A 26326-nucleotide genomic window follows, 5' to 3' on the forward strand; every position below is an offset into this window, starting at 1 on the left:
CACCACCGCCAATCGCATTTATCTGCGGTCTTAATGCGTCCTTCGCCTTCGCGCTGCCCTTTCCTCCTCGGATGAATGATCAAGCCGTCGCGCCGGTGACATCGCCTCCTCTGCTACTTCCATATCTGCAACGCGCAAGGCAGCCGTTATATGTGCTGCAAACGCCGGTAAGTTGTTTTGCTCCGCATAGGCCCGCAGATCGGCCAATACGTCAAATATCCATTCATGGCGCATTGCGCCCCCATATCATGTTTACAAAAATGCCGCCAAATGAGAGCTGCCACTTCCGCCAGTTTAGCGGCAAATCCGTCAACAAATCGTAACCAAAGATCAGATAAATCTGCACAGCAAAAAGCCGCCAAACCCGGTGGGGCTTGGCGGCTATCCTGTCGCAGGGCCGATTACTGCTTTTTGCCGGCTTCCAGCGTGTCTGCGAACGTTCGCAGCCCGGTACGGGGCGCCTGTACCAGCACCGACATGTTGCCCGGCTTATGCTCGTTCCGGCGCATTTTCATATGGGCCGCCGGAATTTCTTCCCAAGGGAAAACCTCGGACATGCAGGGATCAAGACGCCGTTCCAGCATCAGCTTATTGGCCGAGGAGGCCTGTTTCAAATGCGCAAAATGGCTGCCCTGAATGCGCTTTTGGTGCATCCACAAATAGCGCACGTCAAAGGTGCAGTTAAAGCCGGTGGTGCCCGCGCAAATCACGACCATACCGCCTTTTTTGCACACCAAGGTCGATACCGGAAAGGTCGCCTCGCCAGGGTGTTCAAACACCATATCGACGTTGTTGCCTTTGCCCGTAATATCCCAAATCGCCTTGCCGAACTTGCGCGCTTCGGTAAACCACGCCTTATATTCGGGCGTGTTCACCGTGGGCAACTGCCCCCAGCATTTGAAATCCTTGCGGTTAATCACGCCTTTCGCGCCCAGGCCCATCACAAATGCGCGCTTGTCCTCTTCGGAAATCACGCCAATCGCATTGGCGCCCGCCGCGTTGATCAACTGGATCGCGTAGGAACCCAAACCGCCCGAGGCACCCCACACCAGCACGTTCTGGCCGGGCTTCAGGTCATGCGGTTCATGCCCGAACAGCATCCGGTAGGCCGTGGCCAGCGTCAGCGTATAGCACGCGCTTTCCTCCCACGTCAGGTGCTTGGGGCGGGGCATCAACTGCTGCGCCTGCACATTGGTGAACTGCGCGAAAGAGCCGTCTGGCGTTTCATAGCCCCAAATCCGCTGGCTGGTCGAGAACATCGGGTCGCCACCGTTGCACTCTTCATCATCACCATCGTCCTGGTTGCAGTGGATCACCACCTCGTCGCCAACTTTCCAGCGCTTCACCTTATCGCCCACGGCCCAAACGATGCCCGCAGCATCGGAACCGGCGATGTGATAGGGCTGTTGGTGGCCATCAAACGGGCTGATTGGCAGGCCGAGTGCTGCCCAAACGCCGTTATAGTTAACGCCTGCAGCCATAACCAGAACCAGCACTTCGTGGCTATCAACAACCGGCGTATCAACCACCTCAACCTGCATCGCGGTATCAGGCTCGCCATGGCGTTCGCGGCGAATGGCCCAAGCATACATTTGCTTTGGCACATAGCCCAAAGGTGGCATCTCGCCGATTTCGTAAAGGTCCTTTTCCGGTGCATCATATGCAACGATGTCCAGCTGCGTATCCAGTGCCATGCGGGCCTCCCTTATCCAAACTTCTGTGCCGCATCGCAGAATCGCGCGGGCTTGAAATAGGGAATACGGGCCATTGCGCAACTTTGCAATAGCTAGATGGATGTTTTTTGTAATTTTATGTCCGCTGCGTCGCGGCATTCACCCAGTGTTTGCCCCAAAGCCTGCAAAACCGGCGCCGCGTAAAAGCTGATCATAGCGCGCCCCTTTGCCGTGACCTGCACCCGCCCGCCATCCTCGGCCACAAATCCGCGCGCCATAAGCGGGGCCATACCTTCTTGCACCAAATCAGCCATCTTCCCTATCCGCAACACCGCCCCTTTGACTCGCAGATCTTGCACCAGCCCCGCGGCCCGTTGCGCCAGTTCGGCCTGTGTGGCGGCGCCCTTGCTCAGCACAGCCGCCATCAACGGCACTGGCAAAATCGGAACCGAGGCCGTAATACGCGCCATCAATTCTTGGCCCAACGCCTCGGTATCGCGTTCCGGCCCCTGCGCCAGCCAGTCGCGCAACGACAATGGCGCACCAAATCCGGCGGCAGCAATGCCAAAGCCCTGAAATCGCCCGCGCAGCTTTTGCCACAATAGCTTGGCCCCGAACCGCAGCATCACACCCAGCCGCGCCCGAAACCTCCTCGTGCCTGCTGCGGCGGCTTCGGTTAAAACACGGTCCTCCAGCACACGATCATAGGCAAGGCCGACCGGCACAAACACCACATCGCGTCCCGCAGGGTCAAACCCGGCTTTGATATAACTCAGCAATCCCATCTTGGCCTTACCCACACGGCCATCAAGGCTTAGCCCGCCTTCGGGAAATACCGCCTGCGTCGTGCCCTCGGCTGTGATCATCTGCACATAGCGGGCCAACACCTTGCGATACAGCGCGCTCCGGCTGTTGCGGCGAATGAAATACGCCCCCATCGCGCGGATAATCCGGCTCAGGGGCCAAACCCTTGCCCATTCCCCCACCGCATATGACAGCGCCGAGCGATCAGCGACCAACCATGTCACCAACACATAGTCCATATTGCTGCGGTGATTTATCACAAAGATCACCGTGGCCTCGCGGTCGATGCCGTTATGGTCGCCCCCTTTCAGCGCCGCATCAACCCGGCCAATTTTCACGCGGTACAGCTGCTTTGTCAGCCAGCGCGACACCCGCGTCGCCACGCCAAAATACAACAAGGTGGAAAATCCCGGCACAATTTCACGCGCATAGGCTTTTGCCTCGTCCAGCACGACATTCATCGGCGCGCCTGTTTCTTCTGCATGGTCGGCAATGGCCTGCATGACCTGCGGGTCATAGATCAGCCGCACGATCTTGTCTTGCCTGCGCATCAGTTTCAGCGGGTCAATCGGCCGCTGCAACTTTGCATTCAGCCGCGCCAATCCACGCTCGACCCGCCCGCGCAAAAACCAGCGCACCGAAGGAAACAGGAAATGCGAGGCAAAAGTGACCGCGCCAAACAGCACGATCAAGATAACAAGCCATAGCGGAAGCGTGACGGTGCTGCTCATGATGCGCAGTCTAGCGATTTTGTGAATAGGGTCACGCATCAATACACCTGCCCCCTTGCGCGGTGCAAAATCCTCACATCCAATGCCGCAACTGCAAATCCAGACCTGCCGCATCGCAGCGAATTGACATTGGCATAAAGTTACGCCTATCTAGCCAGTAACGTAAGATAATTGCGCGACACGATTTAAGGAGGCCGCCATGACCGCCCAGACCCCCAACCTGACCAATGCGCCCGCGCGCGACAAACCGTGGCTGTTTCGCACCTATGCCGGCCATTCGACGGCCTCGGCATCAAACGCGCTGTATCGCAGCAACTTGGCCAAGGGGCAAACCGGCCTCTCGGTCGCTTTCGATCTGCCAACGCAAACCGGCTACGATTCCGATCATGAACTGGCGCGCGGCGAAGTAGGCAAAGTGGGCGTGCCCGTGTCACATCTGGGCGACATGCGGGCGCTGTTTGCCGATATTCCGTTGGAAATGATGAACACCTCAATGACGATCAACGCAACCGCGCCATGGTTGCTCGCGCTCTATATCGCCGTGGCCGAGGAACAAGGCGCCGATATTTCCGCGCTGAATGGCACCGTACAAAACGACATCATCAAGGAATACCTGTCGCGCGGCACCTATATCTGCCCGCCCGCGCCCAGCCTGCGGATGATCACCGATGTCGCGGCCTATACGCAAAAACACCTGCCCAAATGGAACCCGATGAACGTTTGTTCCTACCACCTGCAAGAGGCTGGGGCCACGCCGGAACAAGAGCTTGCCTTTGCGCTGGCCACCGCCTGCGCCGTGCTGGATGACCTGAAGGGCAAAGTCTCCGACGATGATTTCCCGAATATGGTCGGCCGGATTTCATTCTTTGTAAACGCAGGCATCCGTTTTGTCACCGAGATGTGCAAAATGCGCGCCTTTGTTGACCTCTGGGATGAAATTTGCCTGACCCGCTATGGCGTCCAAGACGCAAAATACCGCCGCTTTCGCTATGGCGTGCAGGTCAACTCTCTCGGCTTGACCGAACAGCAACCCGAAAACAACGTCTACCGGATTTTGATCGAATCTCTGGCGGTAACCCTGTCGAAAAACGCCCGCGCCCGCGCCGTGCAACTGCCTGCGTGGAACGAGGCGCTCGGCCTGCCCCGCCCGTGGGATCAGCAATGGTCACTGCGGATGCAACAGATTCTGGCCTATGAATCCGACCTGCTGGAATATGACGACTTGTTTGACGGCAACCCCGCTGTGGACCGCAAGGTTGAGGCGCTGAAACAAGGCGCGCGCGAGGAACTGGCGCAAATCGACGCGATGGGCGGGGCCGTGGCCGCGATCGACTATATGAAAGGCCGGTTGGTCGAAGCAAACGCCGAACGGATCAACAAGATTGAGACGGGTGAGACGACAGTTGTCGGCGTCAACCGCTGGGTTGAAACCACACCCAGCCCGCTGACCGCAGGCGATGGGTCGATCATGGTCGCCGACCCCAAGGCCGAGGCCGACCAGATCGCACGCCTGACCGATTGGAAAGCGGCCCGCAGCTCGGCGGCCGTCGAGGCCGCACTCGCCGCGCTGCGCAGTGCCGCGCAGGACGGCACCAACATCATGCGCCCGTCTATTCTTTGCGCCAAAGTGGGTGTCACGACAGGCGAATGGGCCAGCACCATCCGCGCGGCCTTTGGCGAGTATCGCGCGCCGACAGGCGTTTCGCGCAACCCGTCAAACCGGACCGAAGGGCTGGAACCTATCCGCGAAGCTGTGCAGGCGGTTTCGGCAAAACTGGGCCGTCCATTGAAGTTTCTGGTCGGCAAACCGGGACTTGATGGCCATTCTAACGGCGCCGAACAAATCGCTGCCCGCGCCCGCGATTGCGGTATGGACATTCACTATGAAGGCATCCGCCTGACCCCGTCCGAGATCGTGAATGCGGCGATCGAGCAAAAAGCCCATGTCATTGGGCTATCAATCCTGTCGGGCTCACATTTACCACTCATTACCGAAGTGCTTGAAAAGATGCGCGTTTCCGGATTGGAAAACGTGCCTTTGGTTGTGGGAGGCATTATCCCCGAGGATGACGCGGCAAAGCTGCGCGCCCTTGGCATTGCGGCGGTTTATACGCCAAAGGATTTTGAGCTGAACCGCATCATGATGGACATCGTGACACTGGTAGATGCCCCCCTGGTCGCCGCGCAATAGAAAAAGGGGGGCAACAACGCCCCCCTTCCATATCATCTATCCAAAAATATCCCCGCCGGAGGCACAAATTTTCACAGAAAATTTGTGCCTTTTAGGCGTGGATAGCTCCATCGCCACAGGCAAGCGCAGCTTCGCGCACCGCTTCGGAATAGGTCGGGTGGGCGTGGCAAGTCAGCGCCAGATCCTGCGCCGAGGCCCCGAATTCCATAGCGACGCAAACCTCATGGATCAAATCACCTGCCATCGGGCCGATGATATGCGCGCCCAGAATCCGGTCAGTCTCTTTATCCGCCAGAATTTTCACAAAACCCTCGGCCTGAAAAATAGCCTTGGCCCGCGCGTTGCCCATAAAGGAAAACTTGCCAACCTTATAGGCGCGGCCCGCTTCTTTCAGCTGCTCTTCGGTCTTGCCAACACTGGCAACCTCGGGGGTGGTATAGACCACGCCGGGAATGACGTCGTAATTCACATGGCCCGCTTTACCGGCCAGAATCTCGGCCAGCGCCATGCCCTCATCTTCGGCTTTATGCGCAAGCATCGGGCCGACGATGGCATCACCGATGGCGTACAAACCCTTAACATTGGTTGCAAAGTGATGGGTTTTCACTTGGCCGCGTTTCTCCATCTCGACACCAAGCGCCTCTAGCCCCAAACCATCGACATAGGGTTTGCGACCTGTGGCAACCAGAACGCAATCAGCATCCAGCACGGCCTCGGACTCATCCTTGCGCAGCTTATAGGTCACTTTGGCTTTGCCGCCCTTGGTGGTCACACCCTGAACCGCCGCACCCAGAACAAACTTGATGCCTTGCTTGGCGAGGATTTTCTGGAACGAGCGCGCCACCTCGGCATCCATGCCGGGCGTAATCGCCTCAAGATACTCGACCACTGTGACCTCCGAACCCAAACGCGCGTAAACCGAGCCCATTTCAAGGCCGATCACACCCGCGCCGATGACAACCAGCGATTTCGGGATCTTGTTCAAAGTCAGCGCACCCGTCGAGGTAACAACAGTCTTTTCGTCAACCTCGACACCAGGCAGGCTTGCCGCTTCGGAGCCGGTCGCGATGACGATGCTTTTGGCCTCATGCACTTCATCGCCAACCTTAACCTGACCTGCCGCAGGGATAGAGCCCCAACCTTTCAACCAGGTTACCTTGTTCTTTTTGAACAGGAATTCGATACCCTTGGTATTGCCATCAACGACCTCTTGTTTGTAGGCCTTCATCTGGTCCCAATCGACCGAAGGGCTTTTGCCCTTGAGGCCCATTTTGGCGAAATTATGCTCGGCCTCATGCAGGGAATGGGTTGCGTGCAGCAACGCCTTGGAGGGGATGCAGCCCACATTCAGGCAGGTGCCGCCCAATGTTTCGCGGCCTTCAACCACAGCCGTTTTCAGACCAAGCTGCGCACAACGGATGGCGCAAACATAGCCGCCAGGGCCACCGCCGATGATGATGACGTCAAAATTTGCCATGGGTTCGTTCCTTGTTTTAAGTCAGAGCCGGGGGCTGTCTGCCCCCGGACCCCCGAGGATATTTTAGGATAGATGATTTACAGCAGGGCTGCGACAATCATCGCTAGTGTAGAGCCGAAGCCTATGGCCCAAATTGCGGAACGCCAAGGGCGCCAGCCAAAAGCATAGGCGGGGATGTAGAGAGTGCGGGCCGCGAGGTAGACCCAAGCGCAGGCGGCGGTGAAGCCGGTCGATTGGTTGCCAAGCGTGACCACCAATGTTGCGATGGTAAAGAGGATGAGCCCCTCGAAATGGTTATTCAGCGCGCGTTGGAGACGCCCCGTGCGTTCGGATATTTGGCGGGATGGCGGCCGGTCGCGGGCCGAGGAGGTGTAACCGGTGCCGAGTTCCATGTTTGCAGGGACCGCGAAGAGGAGGAACTGGACGGCCTGCAGCAGGGCCGCGAGGGCTAGGGCGGTGAGTTCTGGGGTCATTTAAGCACTCGCAAGAGACTTAAAAAGACCGCCTACAAATCCGCCCGCTAGGTCTCCAGCACCAGTAAAGTAACTTGTTTCTTTTTGTGTGCGCTGAACAGCTTCCCCGACAGTGGTCGTGCCTTCTCCTACTTTGAGCTGCTGCCCCATAAGTGCTAACCCGCGTGCCGTTAATGTTGGGCCCAAAATCCATGCATCACCACCGCCAAACTTCTGTATTTTATTCGTTCGGATAATGGCTTCAGCCTCAAGCCATTCTATGCATGTTGTAAAGAAAGGGAGATATTCATCATCGAGGTCAAGCTTGTAAAACTTAAGCTCCGCAGCCGACAGGCCCCACTCCATCAACAAACCCAGTATCTTTGCTATAACTAGTTCGCTTTTTTCGATGTTCGACAAGACCAGCCCCTTGTTGTTTAAGAGAGCTCTAACACGGATTGGGATCTGTGCTAGGCGCGATCAAACTTTTGAAGTTTTGCGGGTCGGCACCCACCCTATAAGTTGCCCCTAGGGTGGGTTCACCCCGACTCCCTCACAGATCCATCAACAACCGCCGTGGATCTTCCAGCGCTTCTTTCACCCGCACGAGGAACGTCACCGCGCCTTTGCCGTCAACGATGCGGTGGTCATAGCTAAGCGCCAGATACATCATCGGGCGGATCACGATTTCACCGTTCACCACGACCGGACGATCCTGGATTTTGTGCATCCCCAAGATACCCGATTGCGGTGGGTTCAGAATGGGCGAGGACATCAGCGAGCCGTAGACGCCGCCGTTCGAAATTGTGAACGTGCCGCCTTGCATTTCCGCCATCGACAGCTTGCCATCACGGGCGCGCAAGCCCTTTTCGGCAATCGCTTTTTCGATTTCAGCAAAGGACATGCTGTCGGCGTCGCGGATAACCGGCACAACAAGGCCCGAAGGTGTGCCAGCAGCCACGCCCATGTGGACGAAGTTCTTGTACACAATATCGGTGCCGTCGATTTCGGCGTTCACCTCGGGCACTTCTTTCAGCGCATGGCAGCAAGCCTTTGTAAAGAATGACATAAAGCCAAGGCGGACTTTGTGCTTTTTCTCAAACTGGTCTTTGTACTGGTTGCGCAGGGCCATCACCTCGGACATGTCCACCTCGTTATAGGTGGTCAGCATGGCGGCGGTGTTCTGGCTTTCTTTCAGGCGGCGCGCGATGGTCTGGCGCAGCTTGGTCATTTTCACCCGCTCTTCACGGCTGGCGTCATCAGCGGCCACAGGGGCGCGCGGAACCGACACGGGGGCTGCTGCGGCAGGCGCAGCGGCGGCCTTGGCCACGTCTTCTTTCATCACGCGACCATCGCGGCCAGAACCCTGAACCTGATCGCGGTTCAAACCGGCCTCGGCCATCGCTTTCTTGGCCGAAGGCGCGTCTTCGACGTCCTTTGCACCGGTCGCAGCAGGGGCGGCAGGCGCTGCCGCCGCCGGTGCCGCAACAGCTGCACCGGCCGAGGCGCCTTCGGCCACAACGGCCAGCTTGGCATTGGCAGAAACGGTAGCGCCTTCGGCTGCAATAATTTCAGTCAACACGCCAGCAACGGGGCTTGGAACCTCAACAGAAACCTTGTCGGTTTCCAGCTCGCACAGCATTTCATCTTGCGCGACCGTATCACCAACCTTTTTGAACCAGGTCGAAACGGTGGCCTCGGAAACGGATTCGCCAAGGGTTGGCACATTTACATCAGTCATTTTACCCTCTTCCGCGCTGGCCGGGGCCGATGCGCCTTTGTCATGTGTGGTCGAGGCAGCCGCCCCGGTGTTATCCGCTTGCGCACCGATCTGGGCCAACAGGGCGGCTACGCCCACGGTGGTCCCTTCGGCAGCAACGATTTCGATCAAGGTGCCTGCCACAGGGCTTGGCACTTCGACCGTCACTTTATCGGTCTCCAGTTCGCACAGCATTTCATCGACTGCGACCCTGTCACCCAGTTTTTTGAACCAGGTTGCAACGGTCGCCTCGGTGACGCTTTCACCCAGAGTGGGAACCCGTACTTCAGTTGCCATGCGTACGCGCCCCCGTCAGTGCATCGGCGATCAACGCCTCTTGTTCGGCCTTGTGGCGGCTTGCAAGGCCCGTCGCTGGCGAGGCCGAGGCAGCACGACCCGCATAGCGCGCACGGCTGCTTTTGGCTTTGATCTTGCCCAACACCCATTCGATATTCGGTTCGACAAAGGTCCAATAGCCCTGATTTTTCGGCTCTTCCTGGCACCAGATCACTTCGGCTTCTTTGAATCGTTCCAATTCCTTGACCATCGACATCGCAGGGAAAGGATAGAACTGCTCCAAACGCAGCAGATAGACGTCATCCAGACCCTGCTCATCGCGGGCGGCCAGCAAGTCATAATACACCTTGCCCGAACAAACGACGACGCGCTTGATCTTGTCATCCGCTTTCAGCTTCAGGTCGGAATGGCCCTTTTGCGCGTCATCCCACAAAACGCGGTGGAACGAGGAACCGGTGGTGAAATCATCGGCATCCGACACACACATCGGGTGGCGCAGCAGCGATTTCGGCGTCATCAAGATCAGCGGCTTGCGGAAATCGCGGTGCAGCTGACGGCGCAGAATGTGGAAATAGTTGGCCGGCGTCGAACAGTTAGCCACGATCCAGTTTTCATTCGCCGACATCTGCAAGAACCGCTCGGGCCGCGCAGACGAATGCTCTGGCCCCTGCCCTTCATAGCCATGCGGCAACAGACAAACCAGACCCGACATCCGCAACCACTTGCTTTCGCCCGAGTTGATGAACTGGTCAAACATGATCTGTGCGCCGTTGGCAAAGTCACCAAACTGGGCTTCCCACAGGGTCAAAGCGTTCGGTTCCGACAGCGAATAGCCGTATTCAAAGCCAAGCACCGCATATTCCGACAGCATGGAATCGATCACCTCATAGCGTGCCTGGCCCGCTTTGATGTGGTTCAGCGGGTAATACCGCTCTTCGGTGGCTTGGTTGATAAAGGCCGAATGACGTTGGCTAAAGGTGCCGCGCGTACAATCCTGCCCTGACAAACGCACAGGGAAACCTTCGGTAACCAACGAACCAAAGGCAAGCGCCTCGGCTGTAGCCCAGTCAAAGCCGACGCCATCTGCGAACATCTTTTTCTTGGCGTCCAACTGGCGGCCAACGGTTTTGTGCAAATCAAACCCGTCCGGCACACGGGTCAGGCCCGCACCCACCTCGGCCATCGTTTTTTTGGTGATCGCGGTTTTACCTGCTTCATACTTTTCGCCTTCACGGCTCATGTTTTTCCAGCGGCCATCCAACCAGTCGGCCTTATTCGGCTTATAGTCTTTGCCCGCGTCGAATTCCTCGTTCAGATAGGCCTGAAACGCGGCTTTCATATCCTCGATCTCACCCTCGGGGATCAAACCATCCTTGACCAGACGCTCGGTATAAAGCGACAGCGTGGTCTTGTGCTTTTTGATCTGGGTGTACATCGCCGGGTTGGTGAACATCGGCTCGTCGCCTTCGTTGTGACCAAAGCGGCGATAGCAGAAAATATCCAGAACCACGTCTTTGTGGAACTTCTGGCGGAACTCGGTCGCCACTTTGGCGGCATGAACCACGGCTTCGGGGTCATCGCCATTCACGTGGAAAATCGGCGCTTCTACCACCAAGGCGTTATCGGTCGGATAGGGCGACGAGCGGCTGAAATGCGGCGCAGTGGTAAAGCCGATCTGGTTATTCACCACAATATGAATGGTGCCGCCGGTGCGGTGCCCGCGCAGCCCCGAAAGGCCAAAGCATTCCGCAACAACACCCTGTCCTGCAAAGGCCGCGTCGCCATGCAGCAGGATCGGCAGAACCTGATAGCGCTCGGTATCATTCAACTGGTCTTGCTTGGCGCGCACTTTGCCCAGCACAACAGGGTTCACAGCCTCAAGGTGGCTTGGGTTGGCCGTCAGTGACAGGTGCACCGTATTGCCATCGAACGAACGGTCGCTTGACGCACCAAGGTGGTATTTCACATCGCCCGAGCCATCAACGTCTTCGGGCTTGAAGCTGCCGCCCTGAAACTCGTTGAAAATCGCGCGATAGGGCTTTTTCATCACGTTCGACAGCACCGAAAGGCGGCCGCGGTGCGGCATACCGATCACGATTTCCTTAACGCCCAACGCGCCACCGCGTTTGATGATCTGCTCCATCGCAGGGATCAGGCTTTCGCCCCCATCAAGGCCAAAACGCTTGGTCCCCATGTATTTCACATGCAGGAATTTCTCGAACCCTTCGGCCTCGACCAGCTTGTTCAAAATGGCTTTGCGGCCTTCGCGGGTAAAGGCGATTTCCTTGCCGTAACCTTCAATCCGTTCCTTCAGCCAGCTTGCCTGCTCGGGGTCGGAAATATGCATGTATTGCAGCGCGAATGTGCCGCAATAGGTGCGGCGCACGATCTCGAGGATCTGGCGCATCGACGCCATCTGAAGGCCCAGCACGTTATCAATAAAGATCGGACGATCCATATCCTGCTCGGCGAACCCGTAGGATTTCGGGTCCAGCTCAGGGTGCGTGGTCGTATCCTGCATTTTCAGCGGGTCCAGATCAGCGGCCAAGTGACCACGGATCCGGTAAGCGCGGATAATCATCAACGCGCGAATACTGTCCAGAACGGCGCGCTGCACTTGCGCATCCGACAGCGACACCCCTGCCTCGGCGGCCTTGGCGGCAATCTTTGCCCCCGCGGCTTTGCTTTCCTTGGCAGGCACAACCGGCCATTCGCCAGTCAACGCACCTGTCAAATCATCGCTTGGCACCGGCGGCCAATCGGCCCGCGCCCAGCTCGGGCCAGCTGCGGCAGCGGTCGCGACACGGTCCGCTTCACCCAACTCGGCAAAAAACGCGGCCCAGCTTGCATCAACCGATGCAGGGTCCTGCGCATGTTTTGCCGCAATCTGGTCGATGTATTCGGCATTGGCGCCATCCAGATAGCTTTGGGCGCGGAATTGGGCGTTTGGGGATTGTTCGGTCATTTTTGGACCTCATAAGGGTTGGGGCCGGGGGGCGCGGGTGAAAAGCACCACTGCCAGAATGAAGTAATGGCGGGGTTGCCCCCGCCAAAAGTTTTATGCCTTGATCGCGGCCATTACGGCCTCACCCAAATGGGCAGGGCTTTCGGCAACCACAATACCTGCGGCTTTCATCGCTTCGATCTTGCTTTCGGCATCGCCTTTGCCACCGGCAACAATCGCGCCGGCATGGCCCATACGGCGGCCAGGAGGTGCCGTGCGCCCTGCGATAAAGCCGGCTGTTGGTTTCCAACGGCCTTTCTTACGCTCATCCGCAAGGAACTGCGCGGCTTCTTCTTCGGCAGAGCCGCCAATCTCACCGATCATGATGATCGAATGGGTTTCAGGGTCGGCCAGGAACATCTCCAGAATATCAATATGCTCGGAACCCTTGATCGGGTCGCCACCAATACCGACAGCCGAAGATTGGCCAAGACCCAGATCGGATGTCTGCTTAACGGCCTCATAGGTCAACGTGCCCGAGCGCGACACAACACCAACCGACCCGCGGCGGTGAATATGGCCCGGCATAATGCCGATCTTGCAAGCATCAGGTGTAATAACACCGGGGCAGTTTGGCCCGATCAGACGCGACTTCGACCCTTCCAAAGCACGTTTCACACGCATCATGTCCAGCACCGGAATACCCTCGGTAATGCAAACAATCAGCTCCATCTCGGCGTCAATCGCCTCAAGGATCGAGTCGGCAGCAAACGGCGGTGGCACATAGATCACCGAGGCATTCGCCTGCGTCAAAGCGCGGGCCTCATGCACCGAGTTGTAAACCGGCAGGTCCAAATGCGTGGTGCCGCCTTTGCCTGGTGTCACACCGCCAACCATTTTGGTGCCATAGGCAATGGCCTGCTCGGAATGGAATGTACCTTGGCTTCCCGTAAAACCTTGGCAGATCACACGGGTATTTTCATTAACGAGAACGGCCATTCGGGCCTCCTTATGCAGTCATAAAAGCACCAAGCGGTGCCGGTTATCAGTTGGCAGGGCGGGTATGATCTGGGCAAGTAATGGTAATATCGCCGCCGTCAACTTTGCCACTGCGCGCCCAATCCGATTGCTCGGCACATACAGCTGCTTCATTGCCGTCGCTGGCAGTGCCGCCGCCTGCACAAGCAGCAAGCATCAACAAGATCGCTGACCCCATCACAAACTTTTGCATTCCATACCCTTTCACCACTGTTGACGTTATCCGCGCGCCTCATGGCCGCTGCGGTATCTTTCGCCGGGGGCCAAAACGACACCCGGCGCAAACAGGTTTAGCCTTTGACCGCTTTCACGATCTTTTGCGCGCCGTCTTTCAGGTTTTCCGCGGCGATCACGTTCAGGCCGGAATTGTTGATGATGGCCTTGCCTTCTTCAACATTCGTGCCTTCCAAACGCACAACCAATGGCACCTTCAAACCGACTTCTTTCACAGCCGAAACCACGCCTTCGGCGATCACGTCACAGCGCATGATACCACCAAAGATGTTGACCAGAATGCCTTTGACGTTCGGGTCCGAGGTAATGATCTTGAACGCTTCGGTTACCTTTTCCTTGGTCGCACCGCCACCAACGTCAAGGAAGTTCGCAGGCTCGGCGCCGTACAGTTTGATGATGTCCATCGTCGCCATCGCAAGGCCCGCACCGTTCACCATGCAACCAATTTCGCCGTCCAGCGCGATATAGTTCAGGTCAAACTTGCTGGCTGCCAGTTCTTTCGGGTCTTCTTCGGTCTCGTCGCGCAGCGCCATGATATCAGCGTGGCGGTACAGCGCGTTGCCGTCAAAGCCCATCTTGGCGTCAAGGCATTTCAGGTTGCCATCTGGCGTCACGATCAGCGGGTTGATTTCCAGCATCTCCATGTCTTTCTCAACGAAAGCCTTGTAGAGAATTTTGATCAGGCTGACGCATTGCTTAACCTGACCGCCGGTCAGGCCCAGCGCGAACGCAACCCGGCGACCGTGGAAATCAGACAGCCCCGAGGCCGGATCAACCGAGAAAGATACGATCTTTTCAGGGGTTTTCGCCGCAACTTCTTCAATATCCATGCCGCCTTCGGTCGAGGCAACGAATGAAATGCGGCTGGACTGGCGGTCAACCAACAGCGCCAGATAAAGTTCGCGCGCAATGTCGGAACCGTCTTCGATATAGATACGGTTCACTTGCTTGCCCGCAGGGCCGGTCTGATGCGTGATCAGGGTGCGGCCCAGCATCTGCTTGGCCATCTCGGCAGCTTCCGACACCGATTTTGCCAAACGCACGCCGCCTTTTTCGCCGGCTTCCGCCTCTTTAAAATGGCCCTTGCCACGGCCACCTGCATGGATCTGCGCTTTTACCACCCAAAGCGGGCCATCCATTTCGCCTGCTGCGGTTTTGGCCTCTTCCGCCTTCAGAACGACGCGACCATCGGACACGGGCGCCCCATAGCTGCGCAAAAGGGCTTTGGCTTGGTATTCGTGAATGTTCATCGTTGGTCCTATCGGTAAGGAATTTGCACTGTGATGCCATAGAAATAAGCATTTTCAAATGGCATTTGTTGGAAATCCACGTTTTGGCGAAAAAAACCGACATTTGTGATCACAGCCTTGAAAAGTGTGATCACAAAACTGCGCAGCAATCCGAATCTCGGACAACCGCCCCCCGAACAACGCCCTTATTCCGCCAAATCACCGGCCATTTTGGCCTGCTCTATTTCGGCCACCAACTTGCGCAACTTCCAATTCGGCACCACTTCCAAGGCGCGTCTGGCGGCCCGTTCGGCCAGTGTCAAATGCCCCTTGGCAACCGCAGCGGCCAGCAGGTTCAGCAAATAGGGCACCGCCTGCCGCCGCGACCGCATCAACTGACGAAAGGCAAAAGGCGTCAGATCTCCGCGCATCCCCAGCAGCGTCACCTCTTTCAATACGCCCATGCGCTTCAACATCGGTGGTATCTTATGCGAGAAATGCGGCACCGGCAGCAACTGCACCGCCCCGCCCGCCATGCGCAAGGCGTGCAGCCTGTCGCCTTCGATCAAGGGGTCAAAGACCAGATAGGCACAACCGGCGCTTGCCACCCCCTCTGCCGCATCGTGGAATGGCGCCGACCAATCGCCAAGCCCGCGCCCATAGCGATAGCGCCGCTCAAACGGGGCAAGCCCACGGTCCAACGTCGATTGCGCAGCAAAGGCCAAAACGGTGCAGCCCGGCGCCAAAGGCGCAAAAGCCGCGGCTCCAAACCCGCCCATCGACGCGCCATACATGGCGACATTCTCATATCCCGCAAACAGCCCCGCATCCCGCAGCGCCAGCAGTGCCGCCTTCAAATGCGGGCATTGAAACCAGTCTTTACGCTTGACCATCACCCCCAGTATCGCCCAGCCCTTGCGCCGCACCAACTGGCAGGCAAAGGGCATGCGGCCCTCGACATCGCGGTCGGATGCAAGGTTGTCAAAGGTCACCACCAAACGCTTTTGCCCCGGCAGATAGGCCAGCATGTGATGCTCGGTTTCAATGAAAAACGCGCCGGCCGTTTCATGACACAGTGCCTGCAACGGCCCCATTCCGGGCGGCAACGGCGTTGCATCATTTGTTAGCAATGGCTGGGCAATCACAAGAAATGCGGTCCTGAAAGGGCAATGGCCCAAACCGTATCACCGCAGCCCAAAATAAAACAAGCCCCGCAACGCGGGGCCTGTCCGTCCGAATTTCAACGTGAAACCGCGCCGCAGCTTAGGTCAAAGATGGATCGATTTCTTTGCAAGCGACCATCAGGCCCTTTACCGCATCAACCGACTTGTCGAACATCGCCTGCTCGGCAGCGTTCATCTTGATGTCGGCAATCCGCTCGATCCCGCCAGCGCCGATGATCGTTGGCACGCCAACATACATGCCTTTCACGCCCAGCTCGCCATCACAATAGGCCGCACATGGCAGCAAACGCTTTTGGTCTTTCAGATAGGCCTCGGCCATTTCGATCGCCGAGGTCGCAGGCGCATAAAACGCCGAACCGGTTTTCAACAGACCAACGATTTCGGCGCCGCCATCACGGGTGCGCTGAATGATGCCGTCCAGCTTGTCTTGGGTAGTCCAGCCCATGGCCACCAGATCGGGCAAAGGAATGCCGCCAACCGTCGAATACCGCGCCAATGGCACCATCGTATCACCGTGGCCGCCCAGAACAAACGCTGTCACATCGCGCATCGAGCATTCGAATTCAACTGACAGGAAATGACGGAAACGCGCGGAATCCAGAACGCCGGCCATACCAACAACCTTGTTGTGCGGCAGACCCGAAAACTGCTGCAAAGCCCAAACCATAGCGTCCAGCGGGTTGGTGATGCAGATCACAAAGGCGTTCGGCGCGTGCTTGGCAATGCCTTCGCCAACCGATTTCATCACCTTCAGGTTAATCCCCAACAGGTCGTCACGGCTCATCCCCGGTTTGCGGGCAACACCGGCGGTAACGATGCAAACATCAGCGCCTGCGATATCGGCGTAATCATTTGCGCCTTTCATTACAGCGTCAAAGCCCTCGGACGGGCCCGATTGCGCGATGTCCAGCGCTTTGCCCTGCGGGGTGCCTTCTGCAATATCAAACAGGACGATATCGCCCAGTTCTTTAATCGCTGCGAGATGGGCAAGCGTGCCGCCAATCTGCCCTGCGCCGATAAGTGCAATCTTAGGTCTGGCCATGGTATCAATCTCCGGATCGGGTTATTTTGATGCAGCGATGCCTAGACTCTTGGTGCACATTAATCAATAGCGCTGCAACGCGGCATTGCGATTGACTACCATACAGGCCTAATGTTTGCGCTAAATGTCGACCGAATCTAACGCGGGGGCCCTGTGGAAGGCACAACATTCTGGATCATCGCGGTCATCGCATCCATCTCGGTCGGCCTTTCCAAGGGCGGGTTGCCCATCATCGCCATGATGTCGGTGCCGATTCTATCGCTGGTCATGCCACCATTGCAGGCCGCCGGTTTGTTGCTGCCCATCTACATCGTATCCGATTGGTTCGGCGTCTGGGCCTATCGCCGCGAATTTGACCTTAAACTGCTGAAAATCCTGATACCGGCAACGGCCATCGGCGTGGCCATCGGCTGGGCCACGGCAAGCCTGATATCCGAAAACATGGTCGGCGGGGTAATCGGCGCCTTGGGCTGTGCCTTTGCCGCCACCCGCCTGCTCGGCTGGGGCGTAAAGCCCGAGGCCCAAAGCGCCAAGCTGGCACCGGGGCTGTTTTGGGGCACTGTTGCCGGTTTTACCAGCTTTGTCAGCCATTCCGGCGGCCCACCTTACCAAATCTACACCCTGCCGCTGCGCTTGCCCAAAGCGGTCTTTGCCGGCACTTCGACCATTCTGTTCGCATGGGTCAATTTCATCAAACTGCCCGCCTATTATGCCATCGGCATCGTGTCATTCGACAGCCTGCACATCGCGGCATGGCTATTTCTGCCCGCCACGCTTGCCGTGTTCGCCGGTGTCCGCCTTGTACGGATCCTGCCGGAAAAGCTGTTTTACGACCTCGTGTTATGGGCGCTTTTGCTACTGTCGATGCGGATGCTCTGGGTGGCGGTCGCGCATACCTTAGCGGCCTAGGCAGGCTCTCCTTTGGCGGGCAGCGGCTCGGCCATCGCCTCATACCCCTGCCCCGAGGCGATCAGGCAGGTCTGCCCCTGCGTGGTCGTCACCGTGATCGACCAGCTTTGCGATGCGTCCGAGGCAAACAGCTCCATCACCATAGTATTCGCCGCAACGCCTATCGACCGCCGCGTTTCGCCATAGCGGTCGGCCAGTTGCGCCATCACTGCTGCCCGCGGCCCGCATTGCGGTGCCCCTGCTTGGCCCCCCGCTTGGGCCCAAACTTCGGCCTGCGCCTGTGTCACCAAAATCAATGCACCAAAACCCAATGACAGTGCAAAAAGTGTCTCTTTCATCGCATCCCCCTTTCCGATTGGCCTTGGATCAGCCTGCCCCCAACTTGCGCAAAAAAGGTTAACGCGCCGCACCACATATGCTGCGCTGCGGCAACTTTGGGGTTGAAGAATGTGCCAAAATAATGCCCCTTAACGCAACAAAGTTGCTTGGGAGAGAATCATGGCCACCACCCGCCCTTACCGTTCCGTCCTTTATATTCCCGGCTCGAAAGAGCGGGCGCTGGAAAAGGCACAAACCCTTGCCACCGATGCCATCATCTTTGATCTCGAAGACGCCGTGTCACCCGATGAAAAACCGGCGGCCCGTGCGCTGCTTGTCGAAACCTTGGCATCGGCCAATTTCGGCAACCGCGCACGGATTGTCCGCGTGAACGGGCTGGATACCGAATGGGGCGCCGATGACATCGCTGCCTTTGTCGGCGCCGATATTGACGCCCTGCTGATCCCCAAGGTCTCGACCCCCGAAGACCTCGATGCCGTGGCCGAGATGATCCCCAATACCCCGCTTTGGGCAATGATGGAAACGGCACTGGGAATGCTGAACGCCACGGCAATTGCCGCCCACCCGCGCCTTGCCGGCATGGTCATGGGCACCAATGACTTGGCCAAAGAACTGAACAGCCGTTTCCGCGCCGACCGTCTGCCGATGCAGGCCGGCCTCGGCCTGTGCCTCTTGGCGGCCAAAGCGCATAACCTGACCATCATCGACGGCGTTTATAACGCCTTTAAGGATGACGATGGCCTGCGCGCCGAATGCGACCAAGGCCGCGACATGGGCTTTGACGGCAAAACCCTGATCCACCCCGCGCAATTGGAAATCGCCAACACCGCCTTTGCGCCAAGTGAGGCCGAAGTCACCCTTGCCCAGCGCCAGATCGATGCCTTTAACGCGGCCAAAGCGGAAGGCCAAGGCGTGGCCGTCGTAGATGGAAAAATCGTAGAGAACTTGCATATTGTCACCGCAGAGGCGACCTTGGCCAAAGCGGCGGCCATCGCCGCACAGTCTTAAGTATTTGCCCTAACCCCAAAGGCTCAATATGCTCCTCATCTTCCTCGGCCTGATCCTGTGGTCTGGCGTCCACTTCTGGAAACGCATTTCACCCGACAGCCGCGCCAGCTTTGGCGACAAAGGCAAAGCCATCGTCGCCGCAGGCTCGGTACTGGCGATCATCCTGATGGTCATCGGCTATCGCAGCGCCGAGGGCACGTTCTTTTGGGGCCGCAGCCCCGCGATGACGGGCATCAACAACCTGTTGATGATCTTCGCTTTTTACCTGTTTGCAGCATCCGGCGCAAAAACCCGCATCACCAAATGGGTGCGCAACCCGCAGCTCACGGCGGTTAAGGTCTGGGCAATTGCCCACCTGCTGGTCAATGGCGACACGCCTTCGTTCCTGCTGTTCGGCGGAATATTCGCTTGGGCGCTGGCCGAGGTGATCGTGCTGAACCGCGTCGCGCCCCCCGGTCCCTATCACGCCGTTCCGGTGAAAAAGGAAATCACCGCCGTTGTTGCCACCATCGTTGCCTTCTCACTCACCGCCGCCGTGCATATCTGGCTCGGCTATAACCCGTTCGGATAATTCCATGAAACTTTACCGCCTGCTAACCGAAGAAGACACCTCGGCATTTTGCCACAAAGTCACCGATGCGCTGAACAAAGGGTGGGAGCTGTACGGCTCGCCCACCTATGCTTGGGATGCCGCCAAAGGTGTGATGCGCTGCGGCCAAGCCGTGACCAAAGAGGCGCCGGGCACCTACACGCCCGAAACCAAGCTCGGCCAGCAATAGCCCTGCAATGGTGCGCTAAAGCACACCCTACCCCAACGCCCGTAGGGTGCGCTTCAGCGCACCGCCCCTCACCAACCACGAGCCTCCCCCAAGGAAAACCACCATGAAAACCAACGCCAAAACCAACTCCGGCCGCTTTTTCGAAGACTACACCTTGGGCGAGACTATCCAACACGCCGTCCCCCGCACCGTGGCCGAAGGCGAACGCGCCCTTTACCACGCACTCTACCCCGCCCGCACCGCGCTCTATTCTTCGGATGATTTCGCAGGCAATTGCGGGTTAGAGGGCTCTCCGCTCGACGACCTCATCGCCTTTCACACCGTGTTCGGCAAAACCGTTCCCGATATTTCCCTGAACGCCGTGGCCAACCTTGGCTATGCCGATGGCCGCTGGCTTGCCCCTGTCTACCCCGGCGATACCTTGCGCTCGGAAAGCACCGTCATCGGGCTGAAACAAAACTCGAACGGTAAATCCGGCGTAGTTTACGTTCGCACCACCGGTCTGAACCAACGGGACGAGCCGGTGCTGGACTATGTCCGCTGGGTCATGGTGCGCAAAAACCGCGACACACCCGCCCCCGAAACCACCATCCCCGCCCTGCCCGAAACCGTCACCCCCGACCGCCTTGTCATCCCCGAGGGATTAGACTTTTCAAACTACGATTTCACCTTGGCAGGCGAGCCGCACCGCTGGGGCGATTATGCCATCGGCGAGCAAATCGACCATGTTGACGGCGTCACGATTGAGGAATCCGAGCATATGCTCGCCACCCGCCTCTGGCAAAACACCGCCAAAGTGCATTTTGACGCCACCAACCGCGAGGATGGCCGCCGTCTGATCTATGGCGGCCATATCATCAGCCTCGCGCGGGCGCTGTCGTTCAACGGGCTGGCCAATGCGCAAATGATCGTGGCCTTGAACGCGGGCGCCCATGCCAACCCGTGCTTTAGTGGCGACACCGTCCGCGCATGGTCGCAAGTGCTGGATAAGGCCGACACAGACGCGCCAGGCGTAGGCGCCATTCGCCTGCGGCTGGTTGCTGTGAAACACGGCGCCGCGCCCTTTGCCCTGCGCGGCGCGGATGGCAAATACGACCCGTCGGTTCTGCTTGATCTCGACTATTGGGCCTTGATGCCGAAATAACATGAAACGCTTTTGCCTCGGCCTTTTCGCGGCGTTGTGGCTGGCCGCCCCGCTTCACGCCCAAGACATCGCGCCCCAAGACCTTGAGGTGTTCTTTGAACTTGTCGCCGTTGGCCCCACTGCGGCGGTTGCGGCGTCTCTGGCCGAAACTCCTGCCCTTGCCACCCAGCGCGATGCCTCGGGGTTCGAGGCGATGCATATGCTCGACTACGCCGATTTCGCACCCAAACTGGCGCTTTTGCTGGCCAATGGCGCGCAGATCAACGCACAAAACGAAGATGGCATCGCATTGATCCACATCCTGATCGACCCCGCGTTTTTGCCAGCCGTCCTCGCCGCAGGTGCCAATCTCAACCTGCCTGACAGCATGGGCCGCACGCCGCTGATGCTCTTTGCGCAAGAGCCCGACGGCCCCGCCATGGTCCATGCCCTTCTGGCAGCCGGCGCCGACATCAGCCTGCGTGACGCCAACGGCCAAAGCATCCTGTATTACGCGCGCGAAAGCGGCCAAGATGACAGCTTTATCCAAAGCCTTATTCAAGCCGGCGCCCAAGATTAACCAACCCCTACCTGGGGCCAAATCGCGCCCAAGGCATCTCACGGCTGTATTTCAATGGCACAAACCCCGATCCGGCCAACATAGGCATCCATGTTCACCGCCGTCACGATATGCCCGCCCCGCAACCGCAACGCAGCCCCCACGGCATGCCATTTCGGCCTGTGACGCGCGTTGATAATCGCCGTGGCCGCGGCTATCAGTTCGGCCTCTTGTTTTTGCATCACACACCTCTCGCACCCTGAAAAAGACGCTTGCACCACCTTAGCCAAAAGCGCCAGATAGCGCCTATCTGCCCCTTTCGATTCAGGTGACGCCGTTGTTCAAGACCTGCTGTTCCGTCCTTCTCGTCAGCCTTTTGCCGCTGCAAGCCCATGCCGATGGTGCGCAAGATTTTGTTACGGCAAACATCGTCTCGACGCTTTATCACGAATTCGGCCATGCCCTGATCGACATCACAGACGCCCCCGTTTTGGGCCAGGAAGAAGATGCCGCCGATATTTTATCCGTCGTCTTGCTTGATGCCTTTTGGGAAGAGGATGCTGCGCAATCCATCACCGCCCTGACCGCCCTGTCGTTTGAACTTGCCGCGCAAGAAAACGAAGAACCGGCCTATTGGGATGTTCACGGTCTTGATATGCAACGCTATTACAATCAGGTCTGCCTGTTCTACGGCGCAGACCCCGAAACCCGATCCGAGCTTGCTGCGGATTTTGAGCTGCCCGAGGAACGCGCGGACAGCTGCGTTGACGAATTCAATCTGGCAGAAAGCTCTTGGGCGGCTGTTCTGGAACCGCTGGAAACCCAAAAACCGTCCAAAACCATTCAGTTTAACGGCGAAACCTCGACCGAGGTCGGCGCGCTTTTGGCGGATGAAATACGCGACTTGAACGCAAGCTATCACCTGCCCAAACCAATCCTGGTGACTCTGAAACCCTGTGGTGAGGAAAACGCGTTTTACGACCCGGAAACCGCAACCATCACAATTTGCACCGAATATGTCGATTTTCTAAATCGTCAAGCCATTGCAAATGATTTGTGATCACATAATGTTTGCGCTCACAGCAACAAGGGCGTGACAGCCTGCGCCGTGACCGCAAGACTTTGGTATTTGCCACGGCCCCGACTCTGCAACCAATGCCACAAGGCCTTTCCTGCCCAATATTGTGATCACGCGACATAATTTCGTGATCACAAACCCGATTTTTCGCACCTTCCGCCCGATAATTTAGTTGTTTTTTCTGCTACAAGGCGTGACTCAGGGCAAAAATACGTTATTCATAAGCAAAGCAGATAGCCTTAATACGGGCCCGTCCCGTAAGGCGCAGCCACGAGGGATTGATTATGGCCGAAACAAAGCGGGTTGAACGCCCCCTTTCCCCCCACCTTCAAATTTACCGCCCGCAGCTTACCTCGATCACGTCAATCCTGACGCGCATAACGGGCAACGGGCTGATCGTCGGCACAATACTTGCGGTCTGGTGGTTGCTGGCCGCCGCAACCTCGCCCGAATATTTCGCCACGGCAAACGCCGTTGCGACCTCGTGGTTCGGCGATCTGGTCTTTACCTGCTCGCTTTGGGCGATCTGGTATCACTACCTTGCGGGCCTGCGTCACCTCTATTTCGATGCGGGCAAAGGCCTTGATATCCCCACCGCCGAAAAGCTCGGCTGGGCGGTTATCGGCGGCTCGGTCGTCTTGACCATCCTCACCATCATTCTTGTGCAATAAGGGGGCGATCATGCGTTACCTAACAGACCGCAAACGCGCCATGGGCAAGGGTTCGGCCCATACCGGTACCGAACACCACTGGTACATGACCGTTTCCGCCGTGGCCCTCGCCTTCATGGTGCCGACATGGCTTTATATCTTCGGCTCGGCCCTCGGCGGCACCCAAGAAGAAGTCGTCGCCACCTTTAGCCATCCGTTCCCTGCCATCCTGACCGGCCTTGTGCTATTTGTCGGCATGCAGCACTTTGCCAAAGGCGCCACAATGATGATCGAAGATTACGCCCGCGGCTCGGCCCGCAAGGGGCTCGTCATCCTCGCCATTTCAATCTCTTACGCGATCACCGCGACCGGGCTTTTCGCCTTGATCCGTATCGCGCTCTGAAGGACTGACCATGACCGCATATGAATATGAAACCCATGACTATGATGTTGTTGTGGTGGGGGCTGGCGGTGCCGGCCTGCGTGCAACGCTTGGCATGGCCGAACAAGGCCTGCGCACCGCTTGCGTGACCAAGGTTTTCCCGACCCGCTCGCACACCGTTGCGGCCCAAGGCGGCATCGCGGCGTCCCTGTCGAACATGGGCCCCGACAACTGGCAGTGGCACATGTATGACACTGTCAAAGGCTCTGACTGGCTGGGCGACACCGATGCGATGGAATACCTCGCCCGCGAAGCGCCCAAGGCGGTGTATGAGCTTGAACACTACGGCGTGCCATTCTCGCGCACCGAAGAGGGCAAGATTTACCAGCGCCCCTTCGGTGGCCATACCACCGAATTTGGTGAAGGCCCGCCCGTACAACGTACCTGCGCCGCAGCCGACCGTACCGGCCACGCCATTTTGCACACGCTTTACGGCCAATCACTGAAAAACAACGCCGAATTCTTTATCGAATATTTCGCGCTTGATCTGATCATCACCGATGGTCGCTGCACCGGTATCGTCGCGTGGAAACTCGACGATGGCACGATCCATGTGTTCAACGCCAAAATGGTCGTTCTGGCCACCGGCGGTTACGGTCGCGCCTATTTCAGCGCCACCTCGGCCCATACCTGCACCGGCGACGGTAACGGCATGGTCGCCCGCGCTGGTCTGCCGCTGCAAGATATGGAATTCGTGCAGTTCCACCCCACCGGCATCTACGGTTCGGGCTGCCTGATCACCGAAGGCGCGCGCGGCGAAGGCGGCTATCTGACCAACTCGGAAGGCGAGCGTTTCATGGAACGCTACGCCCCGACCTACAAAGATCTGGCCAGCCGCGATGTTGTATCGCGCTGCATGACCATTGAAATCCGCGAAGGCCGCGGCGTTGGCCCGAATAAGGACCACATCCACCTGAACCTGAACCACCTGCCCAAGGCGACGCTCGATTTGCGCCTGCCGGGCATTTCGGAATCCGCCCGCATCTTCGCCGGCGTCGATCTGCAAAAAGAGCCGATCCCCGTTATCCCGACCGTGCATTACAACATGGGCGGCATTCCGACCAACTACTTTGGCGAGGTGCTGAACCCCACCGCCAAGAACCCCGACGCCATCTTCCCCGGCCTGATGGCTGTGGGCGAGGCAGGCTGCGCATCCGTTCACGGCGCCAACCGCCTCGGCTCGAACTCCCTGATCGACCTCGTGGTATTCGGCCGTGCCGCCGCCATCCGCGCGGGCGAGATTGTGAACCCCAAGGAACGCAACGCCCCTGTGAACAAGGTCGAAGTTGACAAAGCCTTGGGTCGTTTCGACGCCGTGCGCCACGCCAACGGCTCGGTGCCCACCGCCGATCTGCGCCTTGAAATGCAAAAAACCATGCAGGCCGATGCGGCCGTGTTCCGCACCGATAAAACGCTGGCCGAAGGTGTCGTGAAAATGACCGCCATCGCCGCGAAAATGGATGACCTCAAGGTCACAGACCGCTCGATGGTCTGGAACTCGGATCTGATGGAAACGCTGGAACTGGGCAACCTGATGCCCAACGCCCTTGCCACCATCGTCGCCGCCGAGGCCCGCAAGGAATCGCGCGGCGCCCATGCGCACGAAGACTACCCCGATCGTGACGACAAAAACTGGCGCGTCCACAGCCTTGCGCATGTGGTCGGCAACAAGGTCACACTGTCCACACGCCCCGTCCACATGGACCCGCTGACCAAACACGAAGACGGCGGGATCGATCTGAAAAAGATCGCCCCCAAAGCGCGGGTGTACTGATGCGCGCGGCTCTTGTCCTTACGCTTTTCATCGCGGCCTGCACATCTACGGGCGATGTCGGCCTCGATGTGCTCCGCGCCACGGCAAAAACCGTGGTCCTGCCCGTGGTGCAACAACGCCTCCCCGGCCCGCAGGCCGAGGCGGTAACGATCTGCGTCCTCGACAATGCCAGCAGGGATGAGATCGTCTCGCTTGCGAAAGATGTCGGCACCCGCGCCGGCAGCAGCACCGTGCAAACCATTGCCACCATCCTGCAACGGCCCAACACAGTGCAATGCGTGCTGCGCGCAGGTCTGCCGGGGTTGACCCTATGATCCGGCTTGGCGTTCTGCCTGCCTTGCTGGCCATGGCCGCCTGCGGCCCGGTCACGCTTGCGCAAGCCGAACGCCAATGCCTTGCCCGCGCCTATGATGCCTCTGGCCCGCATGGCTCGGTCGGGGTTGGCGTCGGTGGTGATGGCAAAGCCAAGGCCAAAGTGTCGCTTGGCATCAGCTCTGATTATCTGATGGGCCGCGACCCTTCGGCCGTTTATGACCAATGCGTCTTTCAAAAATCCGGCCAGATGCCCAGCCAGCCGCTCTATGCGCGCACCGATTGGAAAGGCTAGGCC

At 58.2% G+C, this 26326-nt stretch carries 27 protein-coding genes; 13 read left to right on the forward strand and 14 right to left on the reverse strand.

Annotation, left to right across the window (positions count from 1 at the left end; translation table 11 throughout):
• Positions 1 to 401 precede the first annotated feature (401 nt).
• A complete protein-coding gene (gene ccrA, locus AKU79_RS13690; RefSeq protein ID WP_050524143.1) occupies positions 402 to 1694 on the reverse strand; it encodes a crotonyl-CoA carboxylase/reductase in 1293 nt (430 codons plus the stop codon).
• A gap of 92 nt (positions 1695 to 1786) precedes the next feature.
• The gene (locus tag AKU79_RS13695) at positions 1787 to 3208 is read right to left on the reverse strand and encodes a 1-acyl-sn-glycerol-3-phosphate acyltransferase (RefSeq protein ID WP_050524252.1); all 1422 of its coding nucleotides are present in this window, start codon (positions 3206 to 3208) and stop codon (positions 1787 to 1789) included.
• A gap of 199 nt (positions 3209 to 3407) precedes the next feature.
• Here AKU79_RS13695 and AKU79_RS13700 point away from each other — a divergent pair, with 199 nt between their 5' ends.
• Entirely contained in the window at positions 3408 to 5399 is a 1992-nt protein-coding gene (locus tag AKU79_RS13700; protein ID WP_050524144.1) for a protein meaA, read from the forward strand.
• A 91-nt stretch (positions 5400 to 5490) separates the two neighbouring features.
• Here AKU79_RS13700 and lpdA read toward each other — a convergent pair whose 3' ends face one another.
• The 10 genes from lpdA to mdh all read right to left on the reverse strand — a co-directional run bounded on the left by lpdA (position 5491) and on the right by mdh (position 17055).
• Positions 5491 to 6876 (reverse strand): dihydrolipoyl dehydrogenase, encoded by a 1386-nt coding sequence (lpdA, locus tag AKU79_RS13705; RefSeq protein WP_050524145.1) that lies wholly within the window; start codon positions 6874 to 6876, stop codon positions 5491 to 5493.
• A 77-nt stretch (positions 6877 to 6953) separates the two neighbouring features.
• A complete protein-coding gene (locus AKU79_RS13710; protein WP_050524146.1) occupies positions 6954 to 7349 on the reverse strand; it encodes an MAPEG family protein in 396 nt (131 codons plus the stop codon).
• The gene (locus tag AKU79_RS13715) at positions 7350 to 7748 is read right to left on the reverse strand and encodes a hypothetical protein (RefSeq protein WP_156209758.1); all 399 of its coding nucleotides are present in this window, start codon (positions 7746 to 7748) and stop codon (positions 7350 to 7352) included.
• A gap of 133 nt (positions 7749 to 7881) precedes the next feature.
• Positions 7882 to 9384, reverse strand: coding sequence for a 2-oxoglutarate dehydrogenase complex dihydrolipoyllysine-residue succinyltransferase (gene odhB, locus AKU79_RS13720; protein WP_050524148.1), 1503 nt, complete (start codon positions 9382 to 9384; stop codon positions 7882 to 7884).
• A complete protein-coding gene (locus AKU79_RS13725; RefSeq protein ID WP_050524149.1) occupies positions 9374 to 12349 on the reverse strand; it encodes a 2-oxoglutarate dehydrogenase E1 component in 2976 nt (991 codons plus the stop codon). The genes odhB and AKU79_RS13725 overlap by 11 nt, the downstream gene beginning before the upstream one ends.
• Before the next feature lie 93 nt (positions 12350 to 12442).
• Entirely contained in the window at positions 12443 to 13327 is an 885-nt protein-coding gene (gene sucD, locus AKU79_RS13730) for a succinate--CoA ligase subunit alpha (RefSeq protein ID WP_050524150.1), read from the reverse strand.
• Between the two features lie 46 nt (positions 13328 to 13373).
• Positions 13374 to 13559, reverse strand: a complete 186-nt coding sequence (locus AKU79_RS13735; protein WP_050524151.1) for a hypothetical protein — start codon at positions 13557 to 13559, stop codon at positions 13374 to 13376.
• Positions 13560 to 13656: 97 nt separating this feature from the next.
• Complete coding sequence (gene sucC / locus AKU79_RS13740; RefSeq protein WP_050524152.1) at positions 13657 to 14850, reverse strand: ADP-forming succinate--CoA ligase subunit beta; 1194 nt, start codon at positions 14848 to 14850, stop codon at positions 13657 to 13659.
• Between the two features lie 185 nt (positions 14851 to 15035).
• Positions 15036 to 15959 (reverse strand): hypothetical protein, encoded by a 924-nt coding sequence (locus tag AKU79_RS13745; protein ID WP_197087340.1) that lies wholly within the window; start codon positions 15957 to 15959, stop codon positions 15036 to 15038.
• Positions 15960 to 16092: 133 nt separating this feature from the next.
• Positions 16093 to 17055 carry a malate dehydrogenase gene (mdh, locus tag AKU79_RS13750; RefSeq protein WP_050524154.1) on the reverse strand — a complete coding sequence of 321 codons (963 nt, stop codon included), beginning with the start codon at positions 17053 to 17055 and terminating at the stop codon, positions 16093 to 16095.
• Positions 17056 to 17208: 153 nt separating this feature from the next.
• Between mdh and AKU79_RS13755 the strand changes: the two genes are divergently transcribed.
• On the forward strand, positions 17209 to 17964 hold the full coding sequence (locus AKU79_RS13755) for a sulfite exporter TauE/SafE family protein (protein WP_050524155.1): 756 nt from the start codon (positions 17209 to 17211) through the stop codon (positions 17962 to 17964).
• Here AKU79_RS13755 and AKU79_RS13760 read toward each other — a convergent pair.
• Positions 17961 to 18302, reverse strand: a complete 342-nt coding sequence (locus AKU79_RS13760) for a hypothetical protein (RefSeq protein ID WP_197087342.1) — start codon at positions 18300 to 18302, stop codon at positions 17961 to 17963. The two genes, AKU79_RS13755 and AKU79_RS13760, sit on opposite strands and share 4 nt — an antisense overlap.
• Before the next feature lie 160 nt (positions 18303 to 18462).
• Here AKU79_RS13760 and AKU79_RS13765 point away from each other — a divergent pair, with 160 nt between their 5' ends.
• The 5 genes from AKU79_RS13765 (at position 18463) to AKU79_RS13785 (ending at position 21793) form a co-directional block, all read left to right on the forward strand.
• Positions 18463 to 19311 carry an HpcH/HpaI aldolase/citrate lyase family protein gene (locus AKU79_RS13765; RefSeq protein WP_050524156.1) on the forward strand — a complete coding sequence of 283 codons (849 nt, stop codon included), beginning with the start codon at positions 18463 to 18465 and terminating at the stop codon, positions 19309 to 19311.
• A gap of 28 nt (positions 19312 to 19339) precedes the next feature.
• Positions 19340 to 19882 (forward strand): NnrU family protein, encoded by a 543-nt coding sequence (locus AKU79_RS13770; protein ID WP_050524157.1) that lies wholly within the window; start codon positions 19340 to 19342, stop codon positions 19880 to 19882.
• Between the two features lie 4 nt (positions 19883 to 19886).
• Positions 19887 to 20090, forward strand: a complete 204-nt coding sequence (locus AKU79_RS13775) for a DUF1737 domain-containing protein (RefSeq protein ID WP_050524158.1) — start codon at positions 19887 to 19889, stop codon at positions 20088 to 20090.
• Between the two features lie 103 nt (positions 20091 to 20193).
• Positions 20194 to 21234, forward strand: a complete 1041-nt coding sequence (locus tag AKU79_RS13780) for a MaoC family dehydratase (protein WP_050524159.1) — start codon at positions 20194 to 20196, stop codon at positions 21232 to 21234.
• Between the two features lies 1 nt (position 21235).
• The gene (locus AKU79_RS13785; protein ID WP_050524160.1) at positions 21236 to 21793 is read left to right on the forward strand and encodes an ankyrin repeat domain-containing protein; all 558 of its coding nucleotides are present in this window, start codon (positions 21236 to 21238) and stop codon (positions 21791 to 21793) included.
• 38 nt (positions 21794 to 21831) lie between these two features.
• On the opposite strand, the gene AKU79_RS13790 is transcribed toward AKU79_RS13785, so the two are convergent.
• The gene (locus tag AKU79_RS13790; protein ID WP_050524161.1) at positions 21832 to 22014 is read right to left on the reverse strand and encodes a cytidine/deoxycytidylate deaminase family protein; all 183 of its coding nucleotides are present in this window, start codon (positions 22012 to 22014) and stop codon (positions 21832 to 21834) included.
• An 86-nt stretch (positions 22015 to 22100) separates the two neighbouring features.
• Here AKU79_RS13790 and AKU79_RS13795 point away from each other — a divergent pair, with 86 nt between their 5' ends.
• The 6 genes from AKU79_RS13795 (at position 22101) to AKU79_RS13820 (ending at position 26323) form a co-directional block, all read left to right on the forward strand.
• The gene (locus AKU79_RS13795) at positions 22101 to 22832 is read left to right on the forward strand and encodes a DUF4344 domain-containing metallopeptidase (RefSeq protein ID WP_050524162.1); all 732 of its coding nucleotides are present in this window, start codon (positions 22101 to 22103) and stop codon (positions 22830 to 22832) included.
• A gap of 302 nt (positions 22833 to 23134) precedes the next feature.
• Positions 23135 to 23521, forward strand: coding sequence for a succinate dehydrogenase, cytochrome b556 subunit (gene sdhC, locus AKU79_RS13800; protein WP_050524163.1), 387 nt, complete (start codon positions 23135 to 23137; stop codon positions 23519 to 23521).
• Positions 23522 to 23531: 10 nt separating this feature from the next.
• Positions 23532 to 23903, forward strand: coding sequence for a succinate dehydrogenase, hydrophobic membrane anchor protein (sdhD, locus tag AKU79_RS13805; protein ID WP_050524164.1), 372 nt, complete (start codon positions 23532 to 23534; stop codon positions 23901 to 23903).
• A gap of 10 nt (positions 23904 to 23913) precedes the next feature.
• Positions 23914 to 25716, forward strand: a complete 1803-nt coding sequence (gene sdhA, locus AKU79_RS13810; protein ID WP_050524165.1) for a succinate dehydrogenase flavoprotein subunit — start codon at positions 23914 to 23916, stop codon at positions 25714 to 25716.
• Positions 25716 to 26030, forward strand: coding sequence for a hypothetical protein (locus AKU79_RS13815; protein ID WP_050524166.1), 315 nt, complete (start codon positions 25716 to 25718; stop codon positions 26028 to 26030). Before sdhA ends, AKU79_RS13815 begins: the two co-directional genes overlap by 1 nt.
• Positions 26027 to 26323, forward strand: a complete 297-nt coding sequence (locus AKU79_RS13820; RefSeq protein WP_050524167.1) for a hypothetical protein — start codon at positions 26027 to 26029, stop codon at positions 26321 to 26323. The genes AKU79_RS13815 and AKU79_RS13820 overlap by 4 nt, the downstream gene beginning before the upstream one ends.
• Positions 26324 to 26326: the final 3 nt, after the last annotated feature.

It is taken from the genome of Pseudorhodobacter wandonensis (assembly GCF_001202035.1).
In the GTDB taxonomy this organism is placed as follows: domain Bacteria; phylum Pseudomonadota; class Alphaproteobacteria; order Rhodobacterales; family Rhodobacteraceae; genus Pseudorhodobacter; species Pseudorhodobacter wandonensis.